At 74.0% G+C, this 3,868-nt stretch carries 1 protein-coding gene and 1 pseudogene; both read left to right on the top strand.

Annotated elements, in window-relative coordinates; all coding sequences use genetic code 11:
- Window positions 1-731, top strand: a 731-nt coding sequence (locus tag FDO69_RS40780; protein WP_234388321.1) for an acyl carrier protein, incomplete at its 5' end; no start/stop codon positions are given.
- A gap of 35 nt (window positions 732-766) precedes the next feature.
- Window positions 767-3,868: pseudogene (locus FDO69_RS40785) on the top strand (type I polyketide synthase); the annotation flags it as partial.

Consider the following 3,868-nt stretch of genomic DNA (forward strand, 5'->3'; position numbering starts at 1 on the left):
CCCACACCCACGGCCACCCCACCACCTCCATCGCCTGGGGACTGTGGGCAGGCGGCGGGATGGGCGAGTCGCCCGAGGTCGTGGACTACTACGCCAAGCGCGGACTGTCGCCGATGCGGCCCGAGTCGGCCATCGAGGCCCTGGAACGCGCACTGTCGCTGGGGGACACCTGCGTCACGGTGGCCGACGTCGACTGGAAGCGTTTCGCCGCGGGATACACCGCCTACCGGCCCAGCCGGCTGATCTGCGACATCCCCGAGATCCGCGATCTGCAGGCGTCCGCCCCGGTCGTCGACACGTCCGGCGAGTTGATCGAGCGGCTGAACGCCGCCCTGACCCCACGTGAGCGGAACAAGATCCTCGTGGAACTGGTCCGTTCCGTCGCCGCCGAGGTCCTGGGGCATGACGGCACCGACCGCATCGGCCACGACGTGGCCTTCAAGGACCTCGGCTTCGACTCGCTGGCCGCGGTCAGGATGCGTACGAGGCTGCGCGAGAGGACCGGGCTCGACCTGCCCGCGACCGTCATCTTCGACCACCCCACCGTGGACCGTCTCGCCGCGATGCTGCTTGCGACCCGGACGGACCCGTCCGCATCGACGGGTCCGGCCGGCCGCCCTGGCGCCGCGGCACCCCTCGAAGAGCCCCGCCCCACGGCCGACGCCGGTGAGATCGACGCGCTCAGCCCCGCGGAACTCATCCGGCTCGCGAAGACCGGAGCCGGACAATGACAAGGAACCCGAAGATGTCACCGTCCATCGACGAGGTGCTCGACGCGCTGCGTACCTCGGTCAAGGAGACCGAGCGGCTGCGACGGCGCAACCAGGAGCTTGTCGCCGCCGCCCGTGAGCCGATCGCGATCGTGGGGATGGCGTGCCGCTATCCGGGCGGGGTGAGCGACCCGGAGGGGCTGTGGCAGCTGGCCGCCGAGGGCGTCGACGCGATCACTCGCTTCCCCACCGACCGGGGCTGGGACGAGGCCGCCGTGTACTCGCCCGAGCACCGCCCCGGCACCACCTACTGCCGCGAGGGCGGTTTCCTTACCGGCGCGGGTGACTTCGACGCGGCGTTCTTCGGGATCTCGCCGAACGAGGCGCTGGTGATGGACCCCCAGCAGCGGCTGCTCCTGGAAACCTCGTGGGAGGCCCTGGAGCGTGCCGGGGTCGTGCCGGAGTCGCTGCGGGGCGGGCGGACCGGCGTGTTCGTCGGCGCGGCGCACACCGGTTACGCCTCCGACCCGGCGCGGGCGCCCGAGGGCACGGAAGGCTACCTGCTGACCGGCGACGCCGACGCGGTGCTGTCCGGCAGGATCGCCTACGTTCTCGGGTTGGAGGGTCCGGCCATCACCGTGGAGACGGCGTGCTCGTCGTCGCTGGTGGCGCTGCACCTGGCGGTGCAGTCGCTGCGGCGCGGGGAGTGCGATCTGGCTCTGGCCGGGGGGGTCGCGGTCATGCCCGACCCTACGGTGTTCGTGGAGTTCTCCCGCCAGCGCGGGCTGGCACCCGACGGCCGCTGCAAGGCGTTCGCCGACACCGCCGACGGCACCGCGTGGGCCGAGGGCGTCGGCATGCGCCTGGTGGAGCGCTTGTCGGACGCCGAACGCCTGGGCCACCGGGTGCTGGCCGTGGTGCGCGGCCCCGCCGTCAACCAGGACGGCGCCAGCAACGGCCTCACCGCCCCCAGCGGACCCGCCCAGCAGAAGGTCATCCGCGAGGCCCTGGCCGACGCCGGCCTCTCGGCCGGCGACGTCGACGCCGTCGAGGCCCACGGCACCGGCACCCCCCTCGGCGACCCCATCGAAGCCGGCGCCCTGCTGGCCACCTACGCACATCCCGAGCGCCGGACACCGCTGTGGCTCGGGTCGCTGAAGTCCAACATCGGCCACACCCAGGCCGCCGCCGGCATCGCCGGAATCATCAAGATGGTGCAGGCCATGCACCACAACACCCTGCCGCGCACCCTGCATGTGGATGCGCCCAGCAGCAAGGTCGACTGGGAGGCCGGCCCGCTTCAGCTCCTGACCGACGCCCGGCCCTGGCCCGCCGACCCCGGCCGGCCACGGCGCGCCGGCGTCTCCGCCTTCGGCGTCAGCGGCACCAACGCCCACGCCGTCATCGAAGAACCACCCGCCCCCGCCGAGGCACCCGAACGCACCCGCACCCTGCCCGTCCTTCCCTGGGTGCTGTCGGCTCGTTGTGAGGACGCGCTGCGTGACCAGGCGCGGCTGCTGGCCGACCGGGTCGGGGACGCCCTCGGCGTCGGGTACTCCCTCGCCACGACCAGGGCGGTGCTGGAGCACCGGGCGGTCGCTGTGGTGGATGATCCGGCAGCCGCGCACGACGCGCTGCTCGCCCTGGCGAGCGGGCGGCCGTCGGACGCCGTCGTGACCGGCGTCGCGCGCCGGGGACGTGACGTGGCGTTCCTCTTTTGTGGTCAGGGCGCGCAACGAGCCGGTGCCGGGCGGGAGTTGTACGCGTCGTTCCCCGTCTTCGCGCAGGCCCTCGACGAAATGGCGGGCGGTTTCGACGCCCATCTCGAACATCCGCTGCTGCAGGTGATGTTCGCGCAGCCCGGCACGGCGGACGCCGCCCTGCTGGAGCGGACCGCTTACGCGCAGCCCGCGCTCTTCGCTATGGAGAGCGCCCTGTTCCGGCTCTACGAGAGCTGGGGGCTGACACCGGACGTCCTGCTGGGCCATTCGATCGGCGGGCTGGCCGCGGCGTACGCCGCCGGGGTGTTCTCGTCGGCGGACGCGGTCCGGCTGGTCGCGGCGCGGGGGCGGCTGATGCAGCGGCTGCCCGAGGGCGGTGCGATGGTCGCGGTGCGCGCCACCGAGCAGGAGGTGGCCGAGCTGGAGTGGATCGCGGGCGGAAAGGCGGTCGTCGCCGCGTTCAACGGGCCCGAATCACTGGTGATCTCGGGGGACGAACAGGCTGTGGTGTCGGCGGCCGGGGAACTGGCCGCCCGGGGGCGCCGTACGAAGCGGCTGTCGGTGAGCCATGCCTTCCACTCGCCGCACATGGACGCGATGCTCGCCGACTTCCGCGCCGTCGCCGAAAGCGTCACCTACCGCACCCCCAGGCTTGCGATCGTCTCCGAGGTGACGGGACGGCCCGCCGCCCCGTCCGAGCTCATGGACCCCGGCTACTGGACCCGCCAGGTACGCGAACCGGTCCGGTTCGCCGCCGCCGTGCGCGCCGCGCGGGCGGCCGGGGCGGCGACCTTCGTCGAACTCGGTCCCGACGCCGTGCTGTCCGGCATGGCGCGGGAGTGCGCGGCGGGCGATACCGGCACGGCGTTCGCCGCCGCGCTGCGCCGCGGCCGCCCGGAGTGCGCGACCGTACTGCGTGCCGCGGCCACGGCCTTCGTCCAGGGGGCCGACGTCGACTGGGCCGCGCCGTACGAGGGGGCGGGGGCGCGGCGGGTGGACCTGCCGACGTGCCGACGTCGACTGGGCCGCGCCGTACGAGGGGGCGGGGGCGCGGCGGGTGGACCTGCCGACGTACCCGTTCCAGCACACCCGCTACTGGCTGCGCCCGGCGGCGGTGGCGGCGCCGGCCGCGGACCGGGCGGACGCACAGGAGCCGGTCCGCTCCCAGGCCCTGTGGGCAGCGGTCCACGACGGCGACGTCAAGGCCGCCTCCGTTCAGCTGGGCGCCGAGGAGGCCGGCATCGAGGAGCCGCTGAGCGCGGTCCTTCCGCACCTGGCGGCCTGGCACGACCGGTGTCGCGCCGCCGCGCAGACGAACGCGCTGCGCTACCGGGTCGTCTGGGAGCCGCTGCCGGCGAGGGCCGCCCGGCGTCGGCTCGGTGGTCGTTGGCTGGTGGTCGGTCAGGACGGGGACGGGCTCGTCCCGGAGCTGACCGG

The sequence above is a fragment of the Streptomyces tibetensis genome (assembly GCF_007655005.1).
GTDB classification, from domain to species: Bacteria; Actinomycetota; Actinomycetes; order Streptomycetales; family Streptomycetaceae; genus Streptomyces; species Streptomyces tibetensis.